The following is a 22,939-nucleotide window of genomic DNA, read 5'->3' on the forward strand; positions in this document are numbered from 1 at the left end:
GGGCAGACTGGGCTCAGTGCCGAGCTGGGCTGGCGGGCGTGTGCGGTCACGTCCGGCAACAGCGAGCTGCCCGCACGGATTCGGTTCCACGACGACGGAGGTACCTTGCCGCAACTCCGGAGGCCGCACCCTGCCGTGCCGAAGCACCCGATCTCAGCCGTGGACGTCTGCCGGGAGCCGAGCCCGTTCACGCGGCACGCTTCGCGCTCGCACGGCTTTTCCCGCGGGCACAGCCTTCCCCGCGCACACAGCCTTCCGGCGGGGCCCCGCGCGACCCGGACGCTGACCGGGCTGCGCGGCATCATCCTTTCATGCCAGGACCTTCCGTGGCAGGTCCAGCCGTGGCGGCCGGTTTTCCCCCGATCGTCCGAGCGCAGCGGCGTGGCCGGCTCGTGCGTGCTGCACGGAGCCGTCGAGCCCTGGCAGGGAACCGGCCACGACGGCAGCACCGCCGGCCCGGACGCGGCGATCGTCGCCATGCCCGGCCTCGCCCTCGACGAGGCGACGGCCATGATGCGCGCACGCGGCCTCGATCCGTCCGTCGAACCCGGCGTGCACTGGCGGCACGCGCCCACCGAAGCACCGCGCACCGTCGAGATCCACGCGTTGGGCATCTTCCGCGTGACCCGGAACGGGACGGCCGTGCCCCGGACGGCATGGCAGTCGCGGAAAGCGCGTGACCTGGTGAAGATCCTGGTGTCGCGCAGCCGCCCCGTCTCCCGGGACCAGCTGATGGAAATGCTGTGGCCCGACGTCGATCCCGGCAAATCCAGCAACCGGCTTTCGGTGCTGCTCAGCACCGTGCGCCAGGTCCTGCAGCCGTTCAAGGACGGCCCGCAGCCGTTGCTCACCGACGGCACGTCGGTCTGGCTGGACGCGAACCTGGTGAGCATCGACGTCGCGCAGTTCCGCAAGACCGCCGCCCGCGCGATCGAGGCACACCGCCGTGGCCGCCCCGACGCCGTGGACCGCATGTACCGCGCCGCCGGCCTCTACACCGGCGACTTCCTCGAAGACGACCCCTATGCCGATTGGGCACAGCACACCGTCGAAGAACTGCGCGCCTTGCACCAGGCGGTCCTGCGCGCACTGATCCAGCACTGCCAGACCTGCGGCGACGTCGACGAGGTCGTCCGCCACACCCTGCGCCTGTTCGCGGACGACCCCTACGACGAGCAGGCGCACCTCAATCTGATCAAGGTGCTGCTCACCGCCGGCCGCATCGGCGAAGCCCGCCGCCGCCACGACATCTACCGCCGCTACATGACCGAAATCGGCGTCGAGCCCCGCACGATGCCCGCTTTCCGACCCTCGGCCTGGGCGACGGGTGAAAGGCTGTGAAGGGACCCTTCACAGCCTCTGCGTCCGTGAAGGGTCCCTTCACAGCCCGGAGTGCGATTCCCGGCCGCCGTCATCTGCCATTGCTGATTCCCCGGTACCGTTTTCCCGTTCGCGGAGCTTGCGCTTGAGGATCTTGCCCGTCGCGCCCAGCGGCAGCGACTTCAGGAGCCGGATCTGCCGAGGGCATTTGTAGGCCGCGAGGCGTTCGCGGCAGTGCTGCTGCACCGCGGTGGCGTCGAGTGATACGCCGGGGGCGGCGGCCACGAAGGCGACGATCTCCTCGCCCAGGCGAGCGTCGGCCCGGCCGACCACGGCGGCTTGTGCCACACCGGGGATCTCGTACAGAACCTCCTCGATCTCGCGGGGGTAGACGTTGTACCCGCCTCGGATGATCAAGTCCTTGAGCCGGTCCACCACGTAGAAGTAGCCGTCCGCGTCCCGGTACCCGAGATCACCGGTGTGGAACCACCCCTCGCGGACCGCCGAGGCCGTCGCCTCCGGGCGGCGGTAGTAGCCCTTCATCACATTGTGGCCGCGGACGACGATTTCGCCCACGTGGTCAGGTCCGGGGCCGATCGGGTGGTCATCCTGGTCGACGATGGCGACTTCGACGCCCCAGATCGGCCGGCCGATCGAGCCGAACCGGCGCTCGGCCGGGCTGACGTTGAACGTCGTGGTGCTGGCGGTTTCGGACAGCCCGTACCCTTCGAGCACCGTCGTCCCCGGGAACGCCGCCTCGAAGCTGCGGATGACCTCTGCGGGCATCGAGGCGCCACCGGAGATCGCGGTGCGGACGCGGCCGAGGCCGCGCCGGCCGTCACTGGCGTGGAGCAGGGCGGAGAACATCGTCGGGACGCCGGCGAAGACCGTGGCTCCGTGGCGGTCGAGCGCCCCGAGCACCTCCTCGGGTGCGAAGCGCTCGATGAGAATCGTGCTCGCGCCGTACCTGACGGTGGCGTTCAGCAGGGCCGACAGGCCGAAGACATGGAACAGCGGGAGCACGGAGGTCGTCACGTCCTGCGGGGTGAACCCCATGAGCGCGCCGCCGACCGAGCAGTTCATGTACAGCTGGAAGTGGGTGAGTTCGGCGCCCTTCGGCTCGCCGGTCGTGCCGCTCGTGTAAAGCAGTACAGCGGTGTCGTCCGACGCTGTGGGGTGAATGTCCGCCGTGGGCTCGAATTGCTCGAGTGATGCGAACGGGACGCTTCCTTCCGGCAGCGCCCCGTCGGACACCGCGTAAATCGGGATGGGGCCGACCTCGTCCACCGCCTGCCGCACCGCGGTCAGGCCGGTGTCGGAGGTGATGACGAGCCGGGCTCCGCTGTCGCGGAGGTGGTAGGCGATTTCGCGCACGGTCAGCTGCGGGTTCAGCGGCATCATCGTCAGGCCCGCACGGAGGATCCCGAAATAGGACACGACGAACTCCGGGGTGTTGCCCAGCATCACCGCGACCGTGTGACCGGTCTTCAGGCCGCGGGCCCGGAGCGCGGCCGCCACCCGGGCGGAACGCCGGTCGACCTCGGCGTAGGTGATCGTCGACCGGCTGGTGTGCAGCAGCGGCTGGTCCGGGGTCGCGGCAGCCGACTCGCGCAGGATGGTCGCCAGGTTGAAGGTCATCGGCCGCGGCTACGATCCGACCGACATGCCGGGGTTGGTGGTGTGCCCACGCCCGTTGGACTCGGTGGGCAGGGTCACGGGGCTGGGCGACGGTTCGCTGATCAGCTCGATGATGTAGTGCGTCACCGGGTGGTCCTCGAGATTGCGGATCCGGTGGGGCACCATCGGGCCGCCGCTGCCGACGGTCTTGAACATGGTGAATCCCCGCTCGGCGACCTGCGAGATCGTCCAGTCGTCGTCGCCGTACTGCATCGCCTCCGCGCGGCCGGCGTCGGGCCACAGGATCACGTGGTCGTGTTCGTGCTGGTGGAAGTCGTAGATCCCGCCGTTCGCCGCCAGGGTCATCGACCAGACGCGCACCCGGTCGTTCTCGAAGACCAGTTCGTCACCGGGGGCGGTGGGGAACTTCTGATCAGGGGTGGATTCGGACATCGGACTGGGAACTCCTTCCCGGGAGGATGGCATAGCAGCTAGTATTGCATCCATATCGGTGCAAATTCAATGCAAGAAGGACGACATGACCAGTTTCTGGCCGCTGGAATTGGCCCGCCCGCTCGTCACCGGGTCCTTCGGGGTGAGTGCCTCGACGCACTGGGTGGCCTCCGCGTCGGCACAGTCGGTGCTCGAACGGGGCGGCAACGCCTTCGATGCCGCGGTGGCGGCCGGTTTCGTGCTGCACATCGTCGAGCCTCATCTCAACGGGCCTGGCGGCGACTTGGTCGCGATGGTGACCCGTGCCGGAGCCGAACCACTGGTGCTGTGCGGGCAAGGCCCCACTCCGGCATCCGCGACGATCGGGCACTTCCGGGCCGAGGGCCTGGACGAGATCCCGGGCTCCGGCGCGCTCGCGGCCGCGGTGCCCGGTGCGGTCGACGCATGGCTGCTGCTGTTGCGCGACTACGGGACGTGGGAGCTCGACGACGTGCTGGCCTACGCGATCCACTACGCCGAACGGGGACACCCGCTACTCGCGAACGCCGCGGGTGTGATCGCATCGGTCGCGACGCTGTTCACCGGCTCCTGGCCGACTTCGGCCGATCAGTGGCTCGATCGTGGCAGGCCCCCTTCGCCCGGCGAGCCGGTCGGCAACGCCGCGTATGGCCGGACTCTGCGGCGGCTCGTGGAGGAGGCGCGTGCCGCCGCGTCAGGCCGATCTCGCGAGGCCAGAATCGACGCGGCGCGTCGCGCCTGGGGTGCCGGCTTCGTCGCTGAAGCGGTCGACCGCTTCGTCCGCACCACGCGGCACTTGCACTCGACCGGTGGCGATCACTTCGGCGTGCTCACCGGCCAGGACATGGCGACGTTCGAGGCGCATCTCGAACCGAGCGTCTCGATCGAGTTCCGCGAGCACGTCGTGCACAAGGCGGGCGCGTGGAGCCAGGGACCGATGCTGCTGCAGAGCCTGCGGATCCTTGAGGGCTACTGCGACGACGAGCTGGACTTGGTCAGTGAGCGCGGCATCCACCTGGTTGCCGAGGCACTGAAGCTCGCCGCCGCCGACCGCGAGGTCTATTACGGGGACGACTTGACCGAGCCCGAACTCCAGCACCTGCTGTCGGCCGAGTACGGCAAGAGGCGTCGTGACCTGATCACCGAGACCGCGTCCGTCGAGTTCCGCCCGGGTCGTGCGCCCGCCCTGCGCGAGCCCTATCGCCCGCCCCTGCGCCTGCCGTCCGGCGATCTCGGTGAGTCCGCGGGGGAGCCGACGGTCCGCGTCGCGGGCGACATGCGCGGCGACACGTGCCATGTGGACGTCATCGACCGCTTCGGCAACGCAGTCTCCGCGACGCCTTCCGGAGGCTGGCTCCAGTCGTCGCCCACGATTCCCGAGCTGGGGTTCTGCCTGGGCACACGGCTGCAGATGATGCGGCTCGACCCGTCCAGCCCGTCCGCCTTGCGACCGGGCTGCCGCCCGCGCACGACGCTCAGCCCCACCACGGTCGTGTCGGACGACGGCCTGATCGCGCTCGGCACGCCCGGGGGCGACCAGCAGGACCAATGGCAACTCGTGTTCCTGTTGCGTGTCCTGGCGGCCGGGCTCGGCGAGCAGCACGCGATCGAGCTGCCGATGTTCCACACGACCAGCTTTCCGGGCAGTTTCTGGCCACGCACCTGGGAACCCGGCGGGCTGGTCGTCGAGGACCGGCTCGGGGCCGGGGTGCTCGCGGCGCTCGAAGACCGGGGACACCGGCTGACCCGGGCCGGTGATTGGAAACTGGGCCGCCTGTCCTCGGCACGGCGCGATCACCGGACCGGCCTCCTGGCCGCCGCGGCGAATCCCCGTGGGGCGCAAGGCTATGCGGTGGGCCGATGACCGCGCAGACCGAACCTCTCGAGCTGTGGGCGATGCTCGCGACGCCCTTCGACGAGGACTCCGGCCGGGTGGATCACGACAGCCTCGCCCGCTATGCGCGGGCGATGGCCGATCGCGGCTGTCACGGGCTTGTCGCGCTCGGCATCATCGCAGAGCCCCAAACGCTCTCGATTCCGGAGCAGCAACAGGTGCTGGCGACCGTGACGGCCAGCACGGACCTACCGGTGTACGCCTCGGCGCTCGCGCTCGACGTGGACACGCGGCGGCGTGTCGTGCCTGAGCTGGTTTCCTGTACCGACCGTGCGCCGGCCGGGCTCATGGTGCCGGTCGACACGCCGGACCCGGCCGAGCTGCGCCGCCGCGTGATCGACGTGCACCGCCAGGCCGGAGATCTGCCGATCGTCGTTCAGGATTATCCCGCGTGGTCGGGGGTCGCGATCGGGGTTGACGCCCTGGCGGACGCTCTGGACGGCCTGGACTTCGTCGCGGCCGTCAAGTGCGAGGCACCGCCGACGTTCGCGCGGATCCGCCGTCTCCGGCAGCGCCTGCCCTCGGCCCGGTGTATCTCGGGTCTGGGCGGCTTGAGCCTTGTCGACGACCTGGAGCAGGGCGCGACCGTCGCGGCCTGCGGCGTCACGCGGCCCGAGGTGGTAGGGGCCGCGCTCGACCACTACGCGGCCGGCCGGCCTGAGCTGGCGCGCCGGATGATCAACGCGATCGCCTCGTCGATCGGGTTCGAGGTCCAGCAGGGCACCAGCATCGCCGTGCGCAAGGAGGGCTTGCGACGTCAGGGGTTGTTCGCCCATGCGGCGGTACGTGCGCCGACGCGGCCCTACGACGTCTGGCTCGACCCACTGCTCCAGGCACACGAGAGGCTCGTTGCGTCCGAGCTTGCCCTGGTTGCATTGCCGACTTCGGTGGGAGCATCAGTCTTGTGAAGTATTGGATGCGCTATGGTCCAGGGCACCTGGTCCGATGGGAGGGCGAACCACGATGATCGACCGCGCCGACGAGAGCGCCCGCCCGGAGCCGGAGTCGCTCAGCGACCAGGTGGTCAGCCGGCTGCAGCGCAAGATCCTCTCCGGTGAGATCGCCATCGGGAGCTGGCTCCGGCACGGTGCGATCGCCGAGGAGTTCGGGATCAGCCGCACCCCGGTGCGCGAGGCGCTGCGGATCCTGGCGGCCCAGGGCATCGTCACCATCGACGCCAACCGGGGTGCCCGGGTCAACGGGCAGTCCAGCCAGGACATCCGCGAGATCGGCGAGGTACGGGCCGAACTCGAGGGCCTGGCGGCGACGCTGGCCTGCGACCGGATGGACGACGAGCAGCTGGCCGAGATGACCGACTCCTGGCAGTCGTTCCGGACGACTCTCGACGAGCCGACCGAACAGCAGGCGAAAGCCTGGGTGGTGGCGAACGAGCGATTCCACTCGGTCATCATGGAGTCGGCCGGGAACCCGCACCTGGCGGCCACCATCCGCGATCTGCGGCGCAAGCTTCCGCACAACCTGTCGTTCGGCGCCTACGCCGGCAACTCGCGGCTGATCGCCCGCAACCTGTCCCAGCACCAGGCGATCGCCGACGCGATCATCGCCCAGGACGCCGAGCTGGCCCGCGTCGAGATGGTCAAGCACATCAAGTTCTCGATCGACGCCACCGCCCGCTGGGTCGAGCGGAACGCCGGCGGCGGCGACGCCGGGTAGCCACCGCTTCCGGCGGCCACCCGGCTCGCCTTACTGCGGCAGGCCGCCGAGAAACTCCAGCAGGAGTGGGTTGACGACGTCGGGTGCCTGCTGATGGACCCAATGCCCCGCCCCGGCGACTGTCGTGGTTCGCAGGTCGAGGAAGACCTCCGACATCCGGGCCGAGGGCATGAAGGCCGCCACGGCGTCCCGGTCCCCGGTCGCGAACAGTGCGGGGACGGCGGTGGTGGTCCCGCTTCGGCCGGCCGCGGCCGCCCAGTTCCGCTCCATGTTGCGGTAGTAGTTCAGGCCCGCGCCGAAACCGGTCCGCTCGAACGCGGCGGTGTACCGGCTCAGCTCCTGAGGGCTCAGCCACGGTGGCAACACCGAGCTGTCGACCTCGGCGAAGGGATCGCGGTCGGACAGGATCGCGAGCAGGGTCGCACGCACGTCCTTCGCCAAGCGGTCCTCAGGAGGACCGACCGGCTGGAATCGGACCATGTAGAAGTCCTCGCCGAGACGGTTGCGCAGGATGTCCAGCGGCGAGACCGGTGCCGCCGGGAGGTAGGGAACGCTGAGTCCCGCGATGCCTCGGACGCGGTCGGGCCGGGTGAACGCGAGGGGCCAGACACTGTTCGCGCCCCAGTCGTGGCCGATGAACGCCGCGCGGTCGACGCCGAGGACATCCAGGAGCCCGATCAGGTCGGCGCCCACCGTCTCGGCGTCGTAGCCGGCGACGGCAGCGGGCCGGTCACTGGCGCCGTACCCGCGCATGTCCGGCACCACGACGCGGTAGCCGGCCGCGACCAGTGCGGGCACCTGATGCCGCCACGAGTAGGCAAGGTCCGGGAATCCGTGGGCCAGGACCACGACAGGCCCGGCCCCGGCAAGGTGAACGGACAGCTCGATTCCGTTGGTGCGCATGCGGACGGGATCGGGCAGCTCGGGCTGATCGCGTGTGGACACGGTTGCCTCCCTGGCTCAGCGGATCTCGATGACGGCCTTGCCGCCCAGCCGGCGATCCAGCAGCGCGGTGAACGCCTCCGAGGCGTTCGCCCAGTCGTCCCGCCACACGATCCCCGGATCCAGTGTGCCCGCACCCACTTGGGCGGCGAGCCAGGTCAGGTCGGCTTCGAAGTCGCTCTGAGCGCCCAGGAAGAAGGACACGATCGCACGGTCGTGCCGCCCCGCGTCGCCGAACAGGGCGCCGAACGGAAAGGTCTCCGGCTCGCCGGAGGAGTGGCCGACCGAGACGAGCGTTCCATGCGGGGCCAGCGCCCGGAACGCGTCGACAAGCTGCTGGCCGCCGACCTGGTCGAGCACACCGTCGACGGTCGTCGAGATCTCAGCGGGCGAGCCGACCAGCTCGGTGGCGCCCAGGGCCCGCAGGTCCGCGCCATGCCGATCGAGGCTGCGGGCCGAGGCCACGACCTCCGCTCCGGCGATCCGGGCGAGCTGGATCGCGTACCGGCCCACTCCGCCGGAGGCGCCCGTCACCAGGATCCGCTTGCCCAGGATGTTGCCGATGCGCTTGAGACCGCGCAGTGCGCTCATCCCGGCAACGGGAATCGTGCTCAAGGCACCGGGATCGGCGTCCGCCGGCGCGACGCCCAGGGTGGCGGTGGATACGGCACGCAGTTCGGCCCAGCCTCCCGACGCGCCCATCGAGACCACCGGCGTGCCGGCGGCGGGTCCGCTGCCGTCGGCGGCTGCCTGCACCACGACCCCCGCGGCGTCCGCACCGAGCACCAAGCCGTCCGGTAGGGGCGGCAGGCCGTTGTCCTGGCGGCCGTGGGCGTGGACCACCTCGCCGTAGTTCAGGGACGCCGCCGAGACGCGCACGAGCGCTTCGTGGGGGGCGGGGACGGGTTCGGGCACCTCGGCCAGCCGAAGCCGCTCGGGGCCCTTGCTGTCGACGATGATGGCGCGCATGGGCTACAACCTCATCTTCCTCGTGGATTGCATTCAAAAATAGACTTATTGCACGCTATCATGCAGTAGGATTCCATCAGAAGATCTTGCATCCGATATGGTCGAAGGGAAGATCATGAGCTCGTTCGACGGTAAGGTCGCGTTCGTCACCGGCGGGGGTCGTGGGCAGGGGCGGGAGATCGCCCTGGAGTTCGCCCGCCGCGGGGCCGATGTCGCGATCCTGGACATCGCCGAGGACATCGCCGGCCTTCCGTATTCGCTGGCGACCAAGGAGGACCTGGCCGAGACCCGCGCCCTGGTCGAAGGGCTGGGGCGTCGCTGCGTGTCGTTCGTGGGCGACGTGCGCAGCCAGCGCGACCTCGACGCCGCCGCGGCCGGCGCGGTCGCCGAACTCGGCCGGATCGACTACCTGGTCGCGAACGCCGGCATCTACGACTGGTCCTCCTCGCCGGTGTGGGAGACCTCCGACGAGTCGTGGAACAACCAGATCGGCGTCTGCCTCGAAGGTGTCTGGCGCTCGCTGAAGGCGGTCGTCCCGCACATCCTGGCCCACGGTGGGGGTGGCGCCATCGTGGTCACGTCGTCGAACCTCGCCGTCGAGGCCGTGCCCTTCAGCGTCGCCTATGTCACGGCCAAACACGGCGTCATCGGCATCATGCGCACGGCGGCGCTGGAACTCGCGTCGCTCGGCGTCCGGGTCAACGCGCTGCTGCCGAGCACCACCGACACCAAGATCAACGACCACCAGGCCGGCTGGACCAGGACCAGCGGCAAGCCGGACGGTACCCGCGAGGACTACCTCGAAGCCGTCCACCAGTGGACCGCCATGCGCAACACCGGCGTGATCCCGCCGAGCGCGCAGGCTCGCGCCGCGGTCTGGCTGTGCTCGGACGACGCGGATTACGTCACCGGCATCCAGTTGCCGGTCGACGCCGGTCACCTCGTCCTTCCGGGCTTCAACCCGTGGCCGGTCCGCGACTGATCCGGTGGGCGGCGGTGCGGGTCCGCTCGTGTAGTGGCGGATTCGCGGTGTCGCACGACAACAAGTGGTTTGCCGTTGCCGGCCAAGTGCCTGGCGAGACGCTCGGCTGGGGGTGCCCCAGCCGAGCGTTGTGCGTTGCGCGGCAAGGGAGTCGTTGCGGCGGTCGTGACCAGGGCGTTGCCTTCCGGGTACCGGACCGGGACGTGCGCACGCAGGATCTCGGCGCGGATGCGTTGACATGAGGCAGGTCACATGGGATGTTATGCGGCACAAGTTGCATCACAAACTGTCGGATGAGGTTTCAGGCCGGCCATTCTTGAATCGCTCAGGTTGAGGAGTTCCACCATGAACTGGTTGAGGTCGGCTGTGGCGGTCGTCGGGACCGTCGCGGCTGTGGTCGCGGTAGCGGCGTGTGGCGCTTCGAAGAACTCTGGCGACGTTCCTGTGGAGAAGGTGTCGCAGTCCGACGCCGACAAGGCGCTGGACAAGGCCCACGCGGGTCCCGCGGCCCCATGTGAGTCCGGCAAGGGCCTGACGATCGGCGGCGCCGTCGTCTGGAGCTCCAACGCCGGCGGCAAGGCGTACAACGACGCGTTCAAGGCCGCGGCGCAGGCGTGCGGTGCCACGCCGCTGCTGGTCGAGGCGAAAGCCGACGACCCCATCAACTCGATGATCAGCGCGATGGATCTGGTGACCTCGAAGAAGGCCAACGTGACGTCGTTCTTCCCGTTGTCGCCCGACGCCATGACACCGCCGAGCAAGCGCGCCCTCGCGGCCGGCATCCCGGTCGTGGCGGGCGAGGTCTCGAACTTCGCCGACGCGACGCTGACGTTCCATCAGGACCGGCTGACCGGTGCGGTCAACTCGGCGCGGCTGTTCTGCACGAAGTATCCGCAGGGCGGTGGCGTGATCTACGGCGCCTACGGATACCCGCAGGCCGATCTTGTCGCCATGCAGCAACGATTCACCGACGAGGTCAAGAAATGCAGCAACGGCAAGATCACCGTCGTCGGCACCTACCAGAACAAGACCGATGACATCGCGGGCGGTCTCAGCACCGCCCAGGCGGCGCTCCAGCAGCACCCGGATGCCGTCGGCGTCGTGGCCTATAGCGACACCAACGCGGTCGCTGCATCGCGGGCGGCGACGAACCTCGGGATCCGCGACAAGCTGACGATCGTCGGCTACAACGTGGACGCCGTGGGCCACGAGGCGCTGTCCAAGGGCGTCATCGACTACTCGTTCCTGTGGGGGCAGGCAGAGCAGGGCCAGCTCACCGTCAAGTACATGATCGACCTGGCGACGGGGAAGAAGGCGCCGAAGTTCGTGACGCTCTACCCCAAGTGCGTCAGCAAGAGCATGATCTCCTCGGTGCCGACGATCGCGGTCCGCACCACCGGCATCGGTGAGGGCCGTGACCTGGAGCCGACCGGTCTCGCGCCGACAGTGACCAGCAACGACAAGCCGATTCTCGAAGTGAGCGCCGCTCAGCGTGAGCAGGTCGCGTGTCCCGTGGACGCGTCGTGAGCCCGCATGAGGCGCGGCCTTCCGGCAGGCTCGTGCTGTCGGCACGCGGCCTGACGAAGGACTTCCCCGGAGTCCGTGCGCTGGACGGCGTGGACCTCGACCTGCACGCCGGCGAGGTCCTCGGCCTGGCCGGCGAGAACGGCTCCGGCAAGTCCACTCTGCTCAAGATCATGGCGGGCAGCTACCGGCCCGACGCCGGCCACGTCGGCATCGGTGGCCGGCAGACGGACCTGGTGAGCCCGGCGCAGGCGCGGGACCTCGGCGTCGCTTTGGTCGCGCAGGAGATCCAGATCCAGCCCAGCCAGAGCGTCACCGAGAACCTTTTCGACGGGCGGTTGCCGCGACGATTCGGCCGCATCGACTGGCGCCGGGCGCACGACCGGGCGGCCGAGGAACTCGCCGGGCTCGGACTGGTGATCGGCCCGCGATCGATTGCCGGAACACTGCCGCTGCACCAGCAGCAGATGCTCTCGATCGCCCGCGTCGTCCGGCGGCGTCCGGACGTCGTGCTCCTCGACGAGCCGACAAGCTCGCTGACGGCGGACGAGACCGACGTCGTGTACGCGATGATCCGGCGGCTCCAGGAGGAAGGGAGCGCGGTCGTCTACATCACGCACCGGCTCCGCGAGTACTTCGACCTGACCGATCGGCTCGTGGTGCTGCGCGACGGACGCCGCGTCGCCGACCTCGAAACGGCAGAGACCGACGAACTCGAGCTGGTGCACCGGATGGTCGGCCGTGAGATGTCCGACCTGTTCGCTCGTCCCGGCACCAGAGACCGGGGGGAGCAGGACGCGCGGCCGCCGGCGCTGACCGTCCGGGGGCTGAATACCGCGCGTCTGCGCGACATCGACCTGCAGGTGCGCCCCGGCGAAATCGTCGGGATCGCCGGCCAGGCCGGGAGCGGGCGGACCAGCCTGGCCGAAACCCTGTTCGGCCGGTGGCCGTTCCAGGGCGACCTGGAGGTCGCCGGGAAGCCGGTGCACCTGACCTCGCCGTCGGCCGCGATCGCCGCGGGCATCGCGCTGGTGCCGGAGGACCGGAAGCGGACGGGCCTGGTGCTGACCATGTCCGTGCAGGAGAACCTGGCGATGGCGGCGGCGCGGCTGCTCGGCCGCCGGGGGCTGCGCTTCCCGCGGCACGAGCGCAAACACGCGGCCGAGGTGGCCACGCGGGTCAACCTGCGATCCGCCGGTCTCGACGTGCTCGCGAGCACGTTGAGCGGCGGGAACCAGCAGAAGGTGGTCATCGGCAAATGGTTGCTGCGTGATCCGTCGGTCCTGATCCTCGACGAACCGACGCGGGGGGTCGACGTGGGCGCCAAAGCCGAGATCTACGCGATCATCGAGGCCCTCGCGGCCCGGGGTATCGCGGTGGTCGTCGTGTCGTCGGAGCTGCTCGAAGTCCTGCGCCTGGCCGACCGCGTCGTGGTCATGGCCAAGGGGCGGGTGGTCGGCGAGCAGGCGGGCGACGAGGCAACTGAAGAGTCCGTCACGCGACTGTCGTTCGCGTCCTAGGGAGATCGAGAACCATGATCCGGAAGTTGATCGCACCACGACCTGGCGAACAGGGCGCCGCATCCGCGGTCGCGCAGGTCCCGGCCGCGCCGGCGCCGGCGCCGAGGCCGTGGCGGCAGCGGCTGGCGGGCCCTTCGACACCGATGATCGCGGTCGCCGCGCTGCTGGTCCTCGTCATCGTCGTCGAGGTGTTCACCGAGCCGACGTTCAGTTCGCCGGCGAACGTCACGAACCTGCTGCGCGCCACCGCGATCCCGGCGATCCTGGCGATCGGGATGACCATGGTGATCCTGTCCGGGGGCATGGACCTGTCGATGGGCAGCATCCTGAGCATCTCCGGTATCGCCTACGCCAAGTGCCTCGAGGCAGGATGGCCCGAGCCCGTCGCGCTGGTCGTGACGCTGGGACTTGGCGCGGCGATCGGCTTCGGCGTCAACGGCATCCTGATCGGCCGGTTCAAGATGTCGTTCTTCGTCGTGACCCTCGCGTCCGCGTCGGCCATCGGGGGCATTGCCCTGCTGTGGTCCGGAAACCGGCAGATCGACACCTCCGGGAGCGAGCTGGCCTCATTCCTCGGTAACGACGCATGGGGAAACCGAATCCCGTACGGCGCGGTCCTGGCGGTCGTGCTGGTCGTCGTCGCCGCCCTCGCGCTGAAGTACACGGTGTTCGGCCGGTCGGTGTACGCGGTGGGAGGCAACCCCGAGGCCGCCGCTCTGTCCGGCGTGCGCAGGGAATGGGTCGTCCCAGCGGTCTACGGCATCAGCGGACTCTGTGCCGCGCTCGGTGGCGTCATGATGGCGGGCCGGCAGACCATCGCCGATCCCGCGGCCGGAGGCTCGTCGATCGTCCTGTATGTCATCGCGGCGGCGCTGCTGTCCGGTGTCGCCATCGCCGGTGGCGCGGGCTCGGTGTACGGCGCCCTCATCGGCACCGCCTTCCTCCAGGTGCTGTCGAACGCGTTGGCCCTCAAGGGTTTCGACAACAGCTGGCAGATGCTGATGACCGGCCTCATCCTGCTGCTCGCGGTGTACTTCGACCGCGTGCGTCAGCGACTCGCCGGGTTCCGATGACCACTCCACCGACCGCACGCAGCAAAGGACGGATTCGCATGACCAACGAGATAGTCGCCGACCTCGCCGCCGGGACACGTTCGCGCGCGGTGGCGGCGGGCCTGGACGGGTACGAGTTCGACGCACTGGTCGAGACCATTGCCGACCCGGAGCAGTGGCCGGATGTGCTGCGCGCCGCCGCGACCCGGCATCTGGAGACGGGGGACAGGGCAGCGGAGGCCGGACTGCTCGAGACGGCCGTGACCGCCTACCGCACGGCGTCGGTGTGGTTGTACTTCGCGCAGGCGTGGCCCACGGCCTCGGCTGACGGATACGGAGCGTCGGCCCGCGCGCAGTGGCGTGCGATCTCCCTTCGGGAGCCACAGGCCCGGAGGCTGTCGGGCGACTCCTTCCGCGCGGTGCTCAGGCATCCGGCGCAGGCCGGTCCGACCGGACCGGTGGTCCTCCTCGTCTCCGGCCTCGACGGTGCCAAGGAAGAACAACTCGCCGTCTCCGACGCGTTGCTTTCCCGTGGCCTGTCGACAGTCGCGATCGACGGCCCGGCGCAGGGCGAGCTGACGACGGTGCAGCCCTTCAGCCCGGATTTCTCCCGGGTGGTGACCGAGGTGATCGAGACGCTGCGGAGTCTCGACGGTCCGTGGAGCCCGTCGTCGATCGGCATCTGGGGTTCGAGCCTGGGCGGGCACTACGCCGTGACCGCACTCGCACGGGAGAAGCGACTCGCCGCGGGGGTCGTGGTCAGCGGGTTCGCCAAGGCCGGCTGGGAGGCCATGGGGCCGTACGTCCGAAGCCTTGCCACGGTCCGGGCCGGCAGCGAAGAAGCGGCGGCCCGGTTCGCGGATTCCCTCGATGTCACGGCCGAGGTCTCGTCGATCGAGGCCCCGGTGTTCCTCGTCGACGGTGGCCAGGACCCTCTCGTCAACGGTCCCATGACCGGCTCGTGGATCTCGGGGGAGGTGCGGGAGGGAACGTACCGCTTCATCGAGCAAGGTGACCACAACGTCGCGAACGCCCGCTGGTTGTGGCTCGACGACGCCGCCGACTGGATCGCCGGGAACCTGAGGCCCGCGCAGTGAACCGATCGACCGCGATCAGCAGCGGTCCCTGAGCGATCCGGCGCAGCGTCGGGTGAACCAGGTGCACCGACTGTCCAGAATGGAGTCCGTACATGCGCGCAGCACGGGTGACCCGCACGGACGGGCCGCGGTCGCTGGAGGTCGGCGAGGTCGGAGATCCGGCCGCGGGCCCCGGTGAGGTGCTCATCGAGGTCAAGGCGGCCGGGGTCAACTTCCCGGATCTCCTGCTGACACAGGACAAATACCAGTACAAGCCCGAGCTTCCCTTCGTACTGGGCGGCGAACTCGCGGGTGTGGTCCGCGAGGCGCCGCAGGACTCCGGGTTCTCACCCGGCGACCGGGTGGCCGCGCTCCCGGGCATCGGCGCGTTCGCCGAACTGGCTGCCGTGCCTGCGGGCAGTGTCTTCCCACTGCCCGATACGGTCGGCTTCGCCGCGGGCGCCTGCCTGCCGTTGAACTACCTGACGATGCTGTTCGCCCTCGGCACCCGCGGGCAGCTGCGCGCGGGCGAGAGCGTCCTCGTCCACGGTGCGGCGGGCGGCATCGGAACCTCGACGATCCAGCTGGCGAAAGCGATGGGCGCTCGCGTGATCTCCGTGGTGTCGAGCCAGGAGAAGGCCCGCTTCGTCAAGTCGATCGGCGCCGGCGAGGTCGTCATGGCCGACGGGTTCAAGGACACCGTCAAGGAGCTGACGGACGGCGCGGGCGTCGACATGGTCGTGGACCCGGTCGGCGGCGACCGATTCACCGACTCGCTGCGCAGCTTGGCCCCGTTGGGCAGGCTCCTGGTCATCGGCTTCACCGCCGGCGACATCCCGACGGTGAAGGTGAATCGGCTGCTGCACGGCAATCTTGACGTCCGCGGGGTGGGCTGGGGCGCCTACGCGATGCCGCGCGAGGGCTTCGCCCGGCGGGAGTGGGACAAGCTGGTCCCGTACCTGGAGTCGGGCGCCGTGGACCCGCCCATTGGCGGCACCTTTTCCCTGGACAGGGTCGGTGAGGCGGTGGCGGGTCTGGGGGAGCGTGGCGTGTTGGGCAAGTTCGTCGTCGAGCCTTGAGGAGACATCCCGGCTGGAAGAAGCATCGACGGGTCTCCGCGTCACGGGTCGCGTCGGCTCATCTCGCCGGTCCGGTGCTCCCCGAGGGCACGAAGGTGAACCGCCGCCCAGGAGCGAAACGGTCGCCAGGCCTCGGAGGCGTCGGCGAGTGTGACGTCCGGTCCGTAGAGGTAGGCGATCTCTGCGTGGAGTCGGCGTTCTGCGAGGGGCAGGATGTCTTGGGTGTTGGCGCCGCGGATGAGCACGAGGTCCGCTGCGAAGGGGCCGATCCCCTTTACTGACAGCAACTCCCGGCGAGCCTGCTCTTCCGGCAACGCACGCAGGTAAGCGCCGTCGAGGAGACCTTCGAAGGCGGCGACCGCTACTGCCGCAAGATATTCGGTCTTTCGTCCGGGAAGGGAGATGCTTTCGTTCTCGATTGCGCGGATGAGATCGCCAGGCGCAGGAAAAGCGCCTTCGTGGCCGAATTCGGCGATCAGCTGCCGCCGGAGCCGTGCGGCCTCGGGGATCCGGGATCGCTGGGAGAGCACGCACCAGGCAGCAGCCTCGTAGGGCGAGTGGAATCCGCAGGGGCGATAGCCGGGAAGGCTCCGCTGTGCGGAGGCGATGACCGGGTCTCGTTCGCCGACCTCCGGCCACGCGGTCGCATCGACGTCGAGGGACAGGAATCGGGCGACCTGTTCGGCGGCGGCGACGAGATCGCCGCCGCCGGACACCTCGATGCCCGCGGTCGCGCCCTGCTGCACGATCCTTGCCGAGACGGCTGTCCAGTCCCGTTCGCCGAGGAACCGCGCATGCAGTGCATCGGGCTCGTCATCAGCCGCGATCGCGGCCGGGGCGAACTCCTCCCAGAACCGCTTGCCGGTGCGCAGGGACCACGGTCCGGCGACGTCGACGGTGGTTTCGTAGCGCTCCATGCCGGCTCATGCCTCGGAATACACCGTCACGGTGTAGCCGTCGGGGTCTCGGAACGAGAACTGCCGGCCGAACGGCCCGTCGAACAGCTCCTGGACAATAGGCACTCCTTGCTCGACAAGACGCGCGTGCAGCCCGTCGGTGTCCTCATTGTGAAACCAGACCCCGATGCCGGCGCCCGGCTGGGCGATCGCGTCGAGGTCCGTTCCCGGGAAGGGATCGCGCACGGCGAATGCGGTGCCTCCCGCGGAGAACACGACCGCGGCGGGGTTCGCGTCCGGAAGCCGGTTGAGCCCCACCGTCTCCTCGTAGAACCGCGCGGACGTTTGGCGATCGCGGACTTGGAACGACACGAAGTTCGGTCCGCTCGTGACGGCAGTCATGGGCATGCTCCTGACTCTCTGCGCTCGATCTGAGTGTCAATACTCTGACACTCAAGAGGGCTTATGTCAAACTGCTGACATGAACGAGTCAGGTCGTGCCTTGCCGGAGGAGCTGGGAGTGCTCCTCAAAGAGACGCAGTCGATCCTGCACCAGCGGATGGACGAGCGGCTGCGGCCGCTCGGCCTGAGCGTGCCGCAGTACGCCTGTCTCCAAGCCCTGCACGACCTGCCGGGCATCACCGGGTCGGAGCTCGCCCGCCGCGCTTTCGTGACCCGTCAGTCGATGAGTGTCCTGCTGCAGGGCCTGGAGAGGCGTGGCCTGGTCGCACGGTCGAACTCCCCGGGACCGAGACGGGAACGCGGTGCCGCCCTGACCTCGTCCGCCGAAGAGCTGCTTTCCCGCGCGCACAAGGAAGTCGCGGACCTTGTGCAGCTCATGACAGGCCAGATTTCGCCGGGCGAGCTTGTCCGTCTCCGGGAACTTCTGGTGATGTGCCGCGATGCGCTCCTCGGGCACTGACGGCGCGCCCGGCGGGAGAGCAGCGGCACGGCGTTTACGTCGGGCCCCTGCCGTCCAAGGAATCGCAGTACTGTCGCAGGTGCTGAGTCTCGGTTCGGCTGTACAGCGGGAAAGTGAAGCGCGAGCCGTCCGGCCAGGTCAGGGTGCGCGCGCGGAACTTGATCTCCGGAGGTTCCGGTGTGTGTGCCTGCCAGACCATCCGCGGCGGGGGCGCGTCGGCCGGGTCGGTGATCGTCGATCCGGTGTCCACGACGGCGACGCACGACGGCGAGAACACCAGCCATGGCCCGCGCAGCTTCCGTAGCCGGTCGACGAGGTCGAGGGCCATCGCGTTCGCGGGGCCCTGCACGTCGGCCTTCCGCTCGCCGCCCTTGAGGCCGCCGGTGCTGCCGTCGCTGTTCATCAGGGCGAAAACGACAACGGCCGCCCTGCCGACGCCACGCAGAATGTTCCAGAAGAACCGCCGGACGACCCGCTCTCCGTCGACCGTGCCGTCCCGGCGCCTGCCGGGCACGTCGAAGTACAGCTTGTCGTCGCTGAGCCGCAGCGCGACGACCGGCTCTCGACACTGGCCTCGCATGAACTCCTCGACCCGCTCCCGGAACCCGGGACGGACCATGAGCTGCTCGGTCTTGCGGTCGAGGCGGTCCTGATGCTCGAAAATCTTCCGCATGGCCTTTCGTCTTGCCTCGGTGGGAGCCGACTGGGCGAACTCCTCCGGCGTGGCGGCTAGAGGTCGAGGTTCCCGCGGGTCTCCTCCGGGCTCTTGTCCCCGCCGATCTTGCTCTTGTCGAACCACGGTTCGCCTCCTTCGGGCGTGACGGCGTCCTTGCCTTCGGTGTAAGCGGACCTCCCGGCCGCGATGCCGGCCTTGACGCCCGCTCCGGCGACGAACGGCTGGACGCCGACCGAAGTGCCGAACGCCGCGGTGAGCTCCCGGTTGCTCGGCTGGAAGCCCTGCGCGGCCTTGCCGATCCCGAACTTGGTCTCGCCGGGCATCACTCCGACGCGCAGTTTTCTGGTGAACACTTCGATCTTCTCCGAGAACTTGACCAGGAACTGCAGGAACGCGTCCAGCAGCTTGCCGAACTTGCCGAGATAGCGGGTGACCTTCGCCAGCACGCTGGCGGCCTTGGTGATGGAGGCGGTCATCGCGGCGGCGACCGAGCCGCCGAAGCTGATCACCGACGCGGCGAGTGCGGGCAGCCAGAGGGTGATCAGCCAGGAGACCAGCTCGGTGATGATCCCCTTGATCACCTCTTCGATGACCACCATGACCATCGACCACATCTGCAGGACCTCGGCGACCGAACCGGCGGCCGAGCCGACGCCGCGGATGCCCGAGGAGAAGTCGCCGAGCGCCTCCTTCGCCGCTTCGCCGGCGTCGTCAACCCACTCGGCCAGCGCCGTGTCGCCGGTCCGCTCGAAATCGTCGGCGAGGGCGACGAAGCCCTGCGCGATCGTGGCGAAGTTCTCCGACGCGTGCCCGATCGCCGGGCCGTCCCCGGTGACCTGGTGCAACGCGTCCTGGAGCGGCTGGACCAGTTCGAGCAGCATGTTCAGCCCATGGCTGACCAGCCAGCCGATCGGGTCCAACGCGAAGGTGAACATGTCGCCGGCGGCCGCGCCGACGAACTTCGCCCCGTCGCCGACCAGCGCGGCGCCTGCCGAGGCCAGCTCGCCGGGGTTGTCGGCCTGGGCTGCCTGCTGGGCGTGCCCGGCGATCGACTTGCCGGCCTTGTAGACCGTCCCGGCCACCGGCACGTACCCCGCCGCGCGATCGAGGTTCGCGCCCGTGCTCTCGTCGTACGGTGCGACATTCAGCGTGTCGGCGATGCTCTTCTTTTCCTCCGTCATGCGCCCGGCCTCCCCGCCCCGTCGATCTCCGCCTCGTACTGGCCGAATGTGACCTTCCCGGCGTCCTCGGCACCCCGGTACATCTCGGCGGCCTTGTTCAGCTTGGTGATGAAACCGTCCACGCCGTCCTGCATGTCGCCCAGCAGCGAGCGCAGTTCCTGGAGGCGGTCGGTGTAGCCCTGCTTGGCGAAGATGCCGACGACGCCCCACGCCTGGTCGGTCACGTCGGCGGCGTCGATCTTGCCGCCGAACTTGGCCCCTTCCTGCTCGTAGTACGGGAGCTGCCGGACGTACCCGGAGATCGCGTCGACATTGGTCTGGATGTTTCCCATCGAGAAGGCCCCTCGGTCGGATCAGTCGCGGCGGAGGATGGAGTTGTCCTCGAAATAGTCGTCGTCGTCCCGCGGTCCGGGACGGCGCCGCGGCGTTGCCCGCTGCGCGGTCTGCTGCGGTGCCGGTTGCTCCGACGCGGGTTCCTCCGCCTCGGTTCCCCAAGCCTCCGCCTGAGCCTGCCGGACCTGCTCGGAGGTGTTGACGCCGAACGCGTCGCCGAACGCGTCGTCCACGATTCCGGCCTGCTGCTGGACGGCTCCGGCGACAGCCTGGCGCAGGGTGTTCATGATCAGCGCGGACAACTGCGCGGAATCGAGGCGCGTGGCACCGGCGGCGAGCCGGATGTCGGTCACCGTTCCCCCGGCGCCCGCGACCACCGTGACCGCGCCGTCCGGTGACGTCACGGCGTTCTCGACCTGGGAGATCCGCTCCTGCATGTCGCCGACCCCGGCGAAGCTCGCCTCGGCCTGCCGCACCTTGGCCTGGAAATTCTCGAACTGCGCGATCAGCTCATCTAGCTGGGCGGACATCGCCTCTCCCTTGTCCGGTGCGTCGGCGTACGTCCGGATTGTGCCAGACACGCAAGCGAGCCGAGCGTTCATCGAGAAGACCACGCAGGATCACCGCGCCGATCTCGTGAGTGCGCAACGGTGCTCTCGGCACTCGCGGCGTGGCGCTCGGTTACACCCGCGCTGTTTCCCCGCGATCGCCCTGAATACACGGTGCGGGTCAAGGGACTTTGGTCCTCGTGCCAAGGCAGCCCGGCTCTCCGCGGTGCCCGCGCGGGAGGGAGACGCTCACGTCGGCAGGGACGTCAGGCCGAGGGACGGGACGGTGGGCGATGAGACAGCGGGAGTGTCGCGCCGGGCTGATCGGTGGAATGTCGATCCTGGACGCGGAGCAATGACCGCTGCCGGAATGTCCGGTCGCGACGGTTCCTCCGCTGCAGCCGGACGGGCGCGGTTGACCAGTGCGGCCGGCAGGTTCACGGGGGACGACCTCGATCGGCTCGTCCGCGCGGCCGGGCAGGACGATCAGGCGGCCGTCGCCCGGCTGGTGCATGTCCTGCGTCTTGTCGTGGCCCGCTATTGCCGGGCGTTGCTGGGAGGGCGCGACCTTGCGTATCTGTCCGCCGACGACGTCGCCCAGGATGTCTGCGCGGCCGTGCTCAGGGCATTGCCCGGCCACCGGGACCGTGGCGGCTCGTTCCTCCACCTTGTGCACGCGATCGCCGCCGACAAGGTCGCCGACGCCTGCCGGATCGTTGCCGGTGGCCGGTTCGGCACGGGCACCGGGCAGCCGGCGGCCCTGAGCCGCCTGGCGCCGCTGCAGCGGGAGATCCTGGCATTGCGCATCGTCGTCGGACTCAGTGTCGGGGAGACCGCGGAAATGCTCGCCATCCCGGCCGCCGACGTCCGTGCCATCCAGCATCGTGCCCTGGCCGAACTCCGCGAGGCGCTCCGGGACTGCTGAGCGCCCAGTGTCGGCGTCCCAGGAACTTCATCCACCCCCGGGGCAGGGTGTCGGCAAAGTTGGTCGGGGGCCCGGCAGTGGGCGATGCGGAGGTGTGTGTGCGACCACCTCGTGGCGTGCGCCGGACCGGTTTCGGGTCCGTGAAGGGTCCCTTCACGGACTCAGAGTCCGTGAAGGGTCCCTTCACGGACCTCTACACCGACTTTGCCGGAACCCTGCACCCCCGGGGAGTGAGAGCACTTGGTCCTTCGAGGTCGTGACCGGTGCCGGTAGGGCACGCGCCGCGGGTGGCCGAAGCTGGGTGTATCCGCCAGACCGACCGGAGACCATCATGAACACTTCCCTCGCCCCGGCCGTCGAACGGGCGCTCGCGGCCGCGGTCCGGGCCCCTTCCCCGCAGAACACCCAGCCGTGGCGCTTCGTGGTCACCGGATCGCGGATCGAGACCTGGCTGGACCGCGGCCGGGTGCTCGCGATCGCCGACGCGGCGGGCCGGGAGGCCCGGTTGTCCTGTGGTGCGGCGGTGTGCAACCTCCTGCTTACGGTGCGGGCGGAGGGGTTCCGCGCCCACCTGCGGATCCGGCCGGTGGCCGCGGAACACGACCTGCTGGCGGTGGTGGACCTCGAAAGGGGCGGGTCGGCGTCGGCGGCGGAGCGGCGGCTGGCCGAGGCCGTCTTCCATCGCCACACGAACCGACGTCCGTTCTCGGACCGCCGGGTGTCGGCCGCGGTGCGGTCTCATCTCGTCGCCGCTGCCTGGACCGAACGCGGCCGTCTCGAATTCCTGGACGGGACCGGGCGCTACCCCCGGGTGACCGCCCTGATCCGGCAGGCCGAGCACGAGCAGCGGACAGACCCGGAGTTCCGCGCGGAAGCGGCGTACTGGACCGGGCGTCGGTCGGACAGCCCCGACGGCGTGCCGACCACCGCGTTCGGGCCGGCGGCGAAGGTTCCGCCCGTCGTGTCCCTGCGGTCCTCTCACCAGAATCCGGCCGTGCCGCCGCGTCCGTTCGAGCAGGACCCGCTGCTGGCCGCGGTGCTGACCGACGATCGGGGCACGGCCGCCGACGTCCGCGCGGGACTCGCCCTGCAGCGGGTCCTGCTCGCCGCGACCGCGGACGGGCTGGCCACGTCATTCGTCTCGCAGCCGTTCGAGACGGCGGCCACGCGCGGCCCGCTCCTGGAGCTGTTCGGGGGACTGGGCCACGTGCATGCCTTGCTGCGTCTCGGATACGCCTACTCGGTGCGGACGACCCGGCGCCGCCCGGTGGCGGAGGTGACCGACATCCGGGAACCGGCGCGCTGATGGTCCCGCGGCGGAAGCCGATCCGGAAAGCG

Annotated in this window: 23 protein-coding genes; 13 read left to right on the plus strand and 10 right to left on the minus strand. The window is 69.6% G+C overall.

The genetic code is table 11. The features are described from left to right. The first annotated feature begins 159 nt into the window (after positions 1 to 159). Positions 160 to 1,341, plus strand: coding sequence for an AfsR/SARP family transcriptional regulator (locus D5S19_RS21720; protein ID WP_158605598.1), 1,182 nt, complete (start codon positions 160 to 162; stop codon positions 1,339 to 1,341). Between the two features lie 39 nt (positions 1,342 to 1,380). Here the strand turns inward: D5S19_RS21720 and D5S19_RS21725 are convergent, their stop codons facing one another. Beyond that, positions 1,381 to 2,958, minus strand: a complete 1,578-nt coding sequence (locus tag D5S19_RS21725) for a long-chain-fatty-acid--CoA ligase (RefSeq protein ID WP_120025207.1) — start codon at positions 2,956 to 2,958, stop codon at positions 1,381 to 1,383. Between the two features lie 9 nt (positions 2,959 to 2,967). Next, the gene (locus D5S19_RS21730; protein ID WP_120025208.1) at positions 2,968 to 3,390 is read right to left on the minus strand and encodes a cupin domain-containing protein; all 423 of its coding nucleotides are present in this window, start codon (positions 3,388 to 3,390) and stop codon (positions 2,968 to 2,970) included. Positions 3,391 to 3,475: 85 nt separating this feature from the next. Here D5S19_RS21730 and D5S19_RS21735 point away from each other — a divergent pair, with 85 nt between their 5' ends. The 3 genes from D5S19_RS21735 to D5S19_RS21745 are packed head-to-tail and all read left to right on the plus strand — an operon-like array spanning position 3,476 to position 6,976. Beyond that, complete coding sequence (locus D5S19_RS21735; protein WP_120025209.1) at positions 3,476 to 5,272, plus strand: gamma-glutamyltransferase family protein; 1,797 nt, start codon at positions 3,476 to 3,478, stop codon at positions 5,270 to 5,272. Beyond that, entirely contained in the window at positions 5,269 to 6,210 is a 942-nt protein-coding gene (locus tag D5S19_RS21740; protein WP_120025210.1) for a dihydrodipicolinate synthase family protein, read from the plus strand. The genes D5S19_RS21735 and D5S19_RS21740 overlap by 4 nt, the downstream gene beginning before the upstream one ends. Positions 6,211 to 6,265: 55 nt before the next feature. Continuing rightward, the gene (locus D5S19_RS21745) at positions 6,266 to 6,976 is read left to right on the plus strand and encodes a GntR family transcriptional regulator (protein WP_120025211.1); all 711 of its coding nucleotides are present in this window, start codon (positions 6,266 to 6,268) and stop codon (positions 6,974 to 6,976) included. Positions 6,977 to 7,006: 30 nt separating this feature from the next. Here the strand turns inward: D5S19_RS21745 and D5S19_RS21750 are convergent, their stop codons facing one another. Then, a complete protein-coding gene (locus tag D5S19_RS21750; protein ID WP_199730618.1) occupies positions 7,007 to 7,921 on the minus strand; it encodes an alpha/beta fold hydrolase in 915 nt (304 codons plus the stop codon). A gap of 15 nt (positions 7,922 to 7,936) precedes the next feature. Beyond that, positions 7,937 to 8,887, minus strand: a complete 951-nt coding sequence (locus tag D5S19_RS21755) for a zinc-binding dehydrogenase (protein ID WP_120025212.1) — start codon at positions 8,885 to 8,887, stop codon at positions 7,937 to 7,939. A 115-nt stretch (positions 8,888 to 9,002) separates the two neighbouring features. On the opposite strand from D5S19_RS21755, the gene D5S19_RS21760 reads away from it, so the two are divergent. From D5S19_RS21760 to D5S19_RS21785, 6 genes are all read left to right on the plus strand, one after another. Next, the gene (locus tag D5S19_RS21760; RefSeq protein ID WP_120025244.1) at positions 9,003 to 9,869 is read left to right on the plus strand and encodes a mycofactocin-coupled SDR family oxidoreductase; all 867 of its coding nucleotides are present in this window, start codon (positions 9,003 to 9,005) and stop codon (positions 9,867 to 9,869) included. A gap of 345 nt (positions 9,870 to 10,214) precedes the next feature. After that, a complete protein-coding gene (locus D5S19_RS21765) occupies positions 10,215 to 11,396 on the plus strand; it encodes a sugar ABC transporter substrate-binding protein (RefSeq protein ID WP_120025213.1) in 1,182 nt (393 codons plus the stop codon). Then, a complete protein-coding gene (locus D5S19_RS21770; protein ID WP_158605599.1) occupies positions 11,393 to 12,913 on the plus strand; it encodes a sugar ABC transporter ATP-binding protein in 1,521 nt (506 codons plus the stop codon). The genes D5S19_RS21765 and D5S19_RS21770 overlap by 4 nt, the downstream gene beginning before the upstream one ends. A gap of 14 nt (positions 12,914 to 12,927) precedes the next feature. Then, positions 12,928 to 13,986: an ABC transporter permease gene (locus D5S19_RS21775; RefSeq protein ID WP_120025215.1), complete on the plus strand. Its 1,059-nt coding sequence runs from the start codon at positions 12,928 to 12,930 to the stop codon at positions 13,984 to 13,986. 38 nt (positions 13,987 to 14,024) lie between these two features. After that, positions 14,025 to 15,062, plus strand: coding sequence for an alpha/beta hydrolase (locus D5S19_RS21780; RefSeq protein WP_158605600.1), 1,038 nt, complete (start codon positions 14,025 to 14,027; stop codon positions 15,060 to 15,062). A 92-nt stretch (positions 15,063 to 15,154) separates the two neighbouring features. After that, the gene (locus D5S19_RS21785) at positions 15,155 to 16,120 is read left to right on the plus strand and encodes an NADPH:quinone oxidoreductase family protein (protein ID WP_120025217.1); all 966 of its coding nucleotides are present in this window, start codon (positions 15,155 to 15,157) and stop codon (positions 16,118 to 16,120) included. A 41-nt stretch (positions 16,121 to 16,161) separates the two neighbouring features. Here the strand turns inward: D5S19_RS21785 and D5S19_RS21790 are convergent, their stop codons facing one another. Together D5S19_RS21790 and D5S19_RS21795 are read right to left on the minus strand one after the other, a co-directional pair. Further along, complete coding sequence (locus tag D5S19_RS21790; protein WP_120025218.1) at positions 16,162 to 17,037, minus strand: DNA-3-methyladenine glycosylase family protein; 876 nt, start codon at positions 17,035 to 17,037, stop codon at positions 16,162 to 16,164. 6 nt (positions 17,038 to 17,043) lie between these two features. Next, positions 17,044 to 17,418, minus strand: coding sequence for a VOC family protein (locus D5S19_RS21795; RefSeq protein WP_120025219.1), 375 nt, complete (start codon positions 17,416 to 17,418; stop codon positions 17,044 to 17,046). A 79-nt stretch (positions 17,419 to 17,497) separates the two neighbouring features. On the opposite strand from D5S19_RS21795, the gene D5S19_RS21800 reads away from it, so the two are divergent. Continuing rightward, the gene (locus D5S19_RS21800) at positions 17,498 to 17,938 is read left to right on the plus strand and encodes a MarR family winged helix-turn-helix transcriptional regulator (RefSeq protein ID WP_120025220.1); all 441 of its coding nucleotides are present in this window, start codon (positions 17,498 to 17,500) and stop codon (positions 17,936 to 17,938) included. Positions 17,939 to 17,972: 34 nt separating this feature from the next. Here the strand turns inward: D5S19_RS21800 and D5S19_RS21805 are convergent, their stop codons facing one another. Genes D5S19_RS21805 through D5S19_RS21820 form a run of 4 tightly spaced genes read right to left on the minus strand, consistent with a single transcriptional unit; the run spans position 17,973 to position 20,658 of the window. After that, the gene (locus D5S19_RS21805; RefSeq protein WP_233574077.1) at positions 17,973 to 18,611 is read right to left on the minus strand and encodes a hypothetical protein; all 639 of its coding nucleotides are present in this window, start codon (positions 18,609 to 18,611) and stop codon (positions 17,973 to 17,975) included. Between the two features lie 56 nt (positions 18,612 to 18,667). Beyond that, entirely contained in the window at positions 18,668 to 19,795 is a 1,128-nt protein-coding gene (locus tag D5S19_RS21810; protein WP_120025221.1) for a hypothetical protein, read from the minus strand. Continuing rightward, positions 19,792 to 20,127, minus strand: a complete 336-nt coding sequence (locus tag D5S19_RS21815; RefSeq protein ID WP_120025222.1) for a hypothetical protein — start codon at positions 20,125 to 20,127, stop codon at positions 19,792 to 19,794. The genes D5S19_RS21810 and D5S19_RS21815 overlap by 4 nt, the downstream gene beginning before the upstream one ends. 21 nt (positions 20,128 to 20,148) lie before the next feature. Then, positions 20,149 to 20,658 carry a YbaB/EbfC family nucleoid-associated protein gene (locus D5S19_RS21820; RefSeq protein WP_120025223.1) on the minus strand — a complete coding sequence of 170 codons (510 nt, stop codon included), beginning with the start codon at positions 20,656 to 20,658 and terminating at the stop codon, positions 20,149 to 20,151. Positions 20,659 to 21,031: 373 nt separating this feature from the next. Between D5S19_RS21820 and D5S19_RS21825 the strand changes: the two genes are divergently transcribed. Together D5S19_RS21825 and D5S19_RS21830 are read left to right on the plus strand one after the other, a co-directional pair. Continuing rightward, a complete protein-coding gene (locus D5S19_RS21825) occupies positions 21,032 to 21,601 on the plus strand; it encodes a sigma factor-like helix-turn-helix DNA-binding protein (protein WP_199730620.1) in 570 nt (189 codons plus the stop codon). A 331-nt stretch (positions 21,602 to 21,932) separates the two neighbouring features. Next, positions 21,933 to 22,907, plus strand: a complete 975-nt coding sequence (locus tag D5S19_RS21830) for an Acg family FMN-binding oxidoreductase (RefSeq protein WP_120025224.1) — start codon at positions 21,933 to 21,935, stop codon at positions 22,905 to 22,907. Positions 22,908 to 22,939 lie beyond the last annotated feature (32 nt).

This window comes from Amycolatopsis panacis, from assembly GCF_003600245.1.
GTDB lineage: Bacteria > Actinomycetota > Actinomycetes > Mycobacteriales > Pseudonocardiaceae > Amycolatopsis > Amycolatopsis sulphurea.

Excerpts from the sequence above, each read along its gene's own strand:
- D5S19_RS21725 (WP_120025207.1), bottom strand. The coding sequence starts at position 2,958 with ATGACCTTCAACCTGGCGACCATCCTGCGCGAGTCGGCTGCCGCGACC.
- D5S19_RS21830 (WP_120025224.1), top strand. The coding sequence starts at position 21,933 with ATGAACACTTCCCTCGCCCCGGCCGTCGAACGGGCGCTCGCGGCCGCG.
- D5S19_RS21795 (WP_120025219.1), bottom strand. The coding sequence starts at position 17,418 with ATGACTGCCGTCACGAGCGGACCGAACTTCGTGTCGTTCCAAGTCCGC.
- D5S19_RS21740 (WP_120025210.1), top strand. The coding sequence starts at position 5,269 with ATGACCGCGCAGACCGAACCTCTCGAGCTGTGGGCGATGCTCGCGACG.
- D5S19_RS21730 (WP_120025208.1), bottom strand. The coding sequence starts at position 3,390 with ATGTCCGAATCCACCCCTGATCAGAAGTTCCCCACCGCCCCCGGTGAC.
- D5S19_RS21760 (WP_120025244.1), top strand. The coding sequence starts at position 9,003 with ATGAGCTCGTTCGACGGTAAGGTCGCGTTCGTCACCGGCGGGGGTCGT.
- D5S19_RS21810 (WP_120025221.1), bottom strand. The coding sequence starts at position 19,795 with ATGACGGAGGAAAAGAAGAGCATCGCCGACACGCTGAATGTCGCACCG.
- D5S19_RS21735 (WP_120025209.1), top strand. The coding sequence starts at position 3,476 with ATGACCAGTTTCTGGCCGCTGGAATTGGCCCGCCCGCTCGTCACCGGG.
- D5S19_RS21780 (WP_158605600.1), top strand. The coding sequence starts at position 14,025 with ATGACCAACGAGATAGTCGCCGACCTCGCCGCCGGGACACGTTCGCGC.
- D5S19_RS21745 (WP_120025211.1), top strand. The coding sequence starts at position 6,266 with ATGATCGACCGCGCCGACGAGAGCGCCCGCCCGGAGCCGGAGTCGCTC.
- D5S19_RS21815 (WP_120025222.1), bottom strand. The coding sequence starts at position 20,127 with ATGGGAAACATCCAGACCAATGTCGACGCGATCTCCGGGTACGTCCGG.
- D5S19_RS21805 (WP_233574077.1), bottom strand. The coding sequence starts at position 18,611 with ATGCGGAAGATTTTCGAGCATCAGGACCGCCTCGACCGCAAGACCGAG.
- D5S19_RS21800 (WP_120025220.1), top strand. The coding sequence starts at position 17,498 with ATGAACGAGTCAGGTCGTGCCTTGCCGGAGGAGCTGGGAGTGCTCCTC.
- D5S19_RS21825 (WP_199730620.1), top strand. The coding sequence starts at position 21,032 with ATGACCGCTGCCGGAATGTCCGGTCGCGACGGTTCCTCCGCTGCAGCC.
- D5S19_RS21765 (WP_120025213.1), top strand. The coding sequence starts at position 10,215 with ATGAACTGGTTGAGGTCGGCTGTGGCGGTCGTCGGGACCGTCGCGGCT.
- D5S19_RS21820 (WP_120025223.1), bottom strand. The coding sequence starts at position 20,658 with ATGTCCGCCCAGCTAGATGAGCTGATCGCGCAGTTCGAGAATTTCCAG.
- D5S19_RS21755 (WP_120025212.1), bottom strand. The coding sequence starts at position 8,887 with ATGCGCGCCATCATCGTCGACAGCAAGGGCCCCGAGCGGCTTCGGCTG.
- D5S19_RS21785 (WP_120025217.1), top strand. The coding sequence starts at position 15,155 with ATGCGCGCAGCACGGGTGACCCGCACGGACGGGCCGCGGTCGCTGGAG.
- D5S19_RS21775 (WP_120025215.1), top strand. The coding sequence starts at position 12,928 with ATGATCCGGAAGTTGATCGCACCACGACCTGGCGAACAGGGCGCCGCA.
- D5S19_RS21790 (WP_120025218.1), bottom strand. The coding sequence starts at position 17,037 with ATGGAGCGCTACGAAACCACCGTCGACGTCGCCGGACCGTGGTCCCTG.